The following is a 1591-nucleotide window of genomic DNA, read 5'->3' as shown; positions in this document are numbered from 1 at the left end:
CCACCCTTTTATATCAACCTCCTTACCCAAAAAATCTTCTCTCAAAATATCTTTTATAAATACAGTTTTCATCATAAATTCACTCATTCCGGCTTTCCATTGAATATTAAATATTTAAAAATATTTATAAATGATAAGGAATGAAAGCTGTGAAGGTAATTATATATGTAAAAGTTCAAGGTGTTTGTTTAGGAATTTTGTATTTTTACATGCTAAGAAATTAAATATTAAAGCATATGTAAAAAATAATCCTGATGGAACTGTAGAAGCTGTTTTTGAGGGGGATGAAGATAATATAAATAAGATGATTGAATTATGTAAACAAGGACACTGAAAGGGCTAGAGTTGATAAAATTGATATAATAAATATAGAAATTAGTAACTATCAGGATTTTAGAATAATAAGATAAATTTATATAGTACCAAGATTTTTATATAATTATGGAAAAGAATGAAAATAGAAATATTTCACAGAATTGGAAAAAATATATGAGGAAATTGTTAAAAATTTAAAAAATATTTATCAATTAAAAATAAAAGATAATAGAGATATAAAAAGATTTAATAAAGAATATACAAATATGTTTGCATTTGAAGATGTCTTATATAAATATTTAAATTCATTTGCTGGAAATACAAGCACATATTACAATAGTAATTATGATAAAACATTGAAGAAGTATATGAAGATCATAGAAAAAGCTTAAGAAATGCTGAATCTATATTTAAAAAAATAATTAATAGAAGAAAAAGAATAAGAAGATATATTGAAAATACAATAAAATCAATAAAAGAAATAAAGAATATATAAGGGACCGTAGTCTAGGGGTCATGATGCCGCCCTGACTAGGCGGAGGTCCGGGGTTCGAATCCCCGCGGTCCCCAATTTTTCTTAATAAAATATCTGGATTAATAGAAAAACTATATTTAAGACAAAAATATAAATTAATATCTTATTTTTAATTTAAATTATGAAAGAAAAATTATTAGATGAAAAATATTTAGAAAATTATTTGAATAAATTAGGTATAACATCATTCAAATTATTAAATATGAAAAACCAGTTGTTTCTTCAAAATATGCTGAACAACAGGTTGAATTGATTATTGCAAAGAGTATTCTATTAATTTGTGATAAAAAACCTTTATTATGCATTTTTATTAGGAAAACATACGATTGATTTAAATCAGATAATGAAATATTTTAATTGCAATGAAGTAAGATTAGCAAAAGCAAAAGAAGTAAAGGAAATTACTNNATATCCTATTGGTTCTGTCCCACCTGTAGGTTTAAAACAAAAGATAAAAACAATTGTTGATAAAAGTATAATTGATTTAGATAATGACCAAATAATATATTGTGGGGGAGGATCACATTATTATTTATTAAAAATTTCAAAAAAAGATTTACTAAAATTATGGAATATGAGGTATATGATATAAAGGATTAATTTTCTTAAAAACTGCCTTTAATGGTAAAACACCTTTTTCATATTCTATTTCTGCAATTTTTACAGGAATATATCTTATTCTTTCCAAATCCTCTTTAGATAATTTTACCATCATTGGAGCCCCCATTGCAATTTGTATTG

3 protein-coding genes and 1 tRNA gene are annotated in these 1591 nt (G+C 24.0%); all 4 read left to right on the top strand.

The window, feature by feature from the left end; all coding sequences use genetic code 11:
• Positions 1-184 precede the first annotated feature (184 nt).
• The 4 genes from LUA84_RS01095 to LUA84_RS01080 all read left to right on the top strand — a co-directional run bounded on the left by LUA84_RS01095 (position 185) and on the right by LUA84_RS01080 (position 1442).
• Positions 185-334 carry an acylphosphatase gene (locus LUA84_RS01095; RefSeq protein ID WP_231434037.1) on the top strand — a complete coding sequence of 50 codons (150 nt, stop codon included), beginning with the start codon at positions 185-187 and terminating at the stop codon, positions 332-334.
• 142 nt (positions 335-476) lie between these two features.
• A complete protein-coding gene (locus LUA84_RS01090) occupies positions 477-707 on the top strand; it encodes a hypothetical protein (RefSeq protein WP_231434036.1) in 231 nt (76 codons plus the stop codon).
• Between the two features lie 104 nt (positions 708-811).
• A tRNA-Val gene (locus LUA84_RS01085) sits at positions 812-884 on the top strand.
• Between the two features lie 246 nt (positions 885-1130).
• Entirely contained in the window at positions 1131-1442 is a 312-nt protein-coding gene (locus LUA84_RS01080; RefSeq protein WP_231434035.1) for a YbaK/EbsC family protein, read from the top strand.
• Positions 1443-1591: the final 149 nt, after the last annotated feature.

Source organism: Candidatus Nanopusillus massiliensis (genome assembly GCF_920984865.1).
This window is presented reverse-complemented; position numbering and strand designations above follow the sequence as displayed.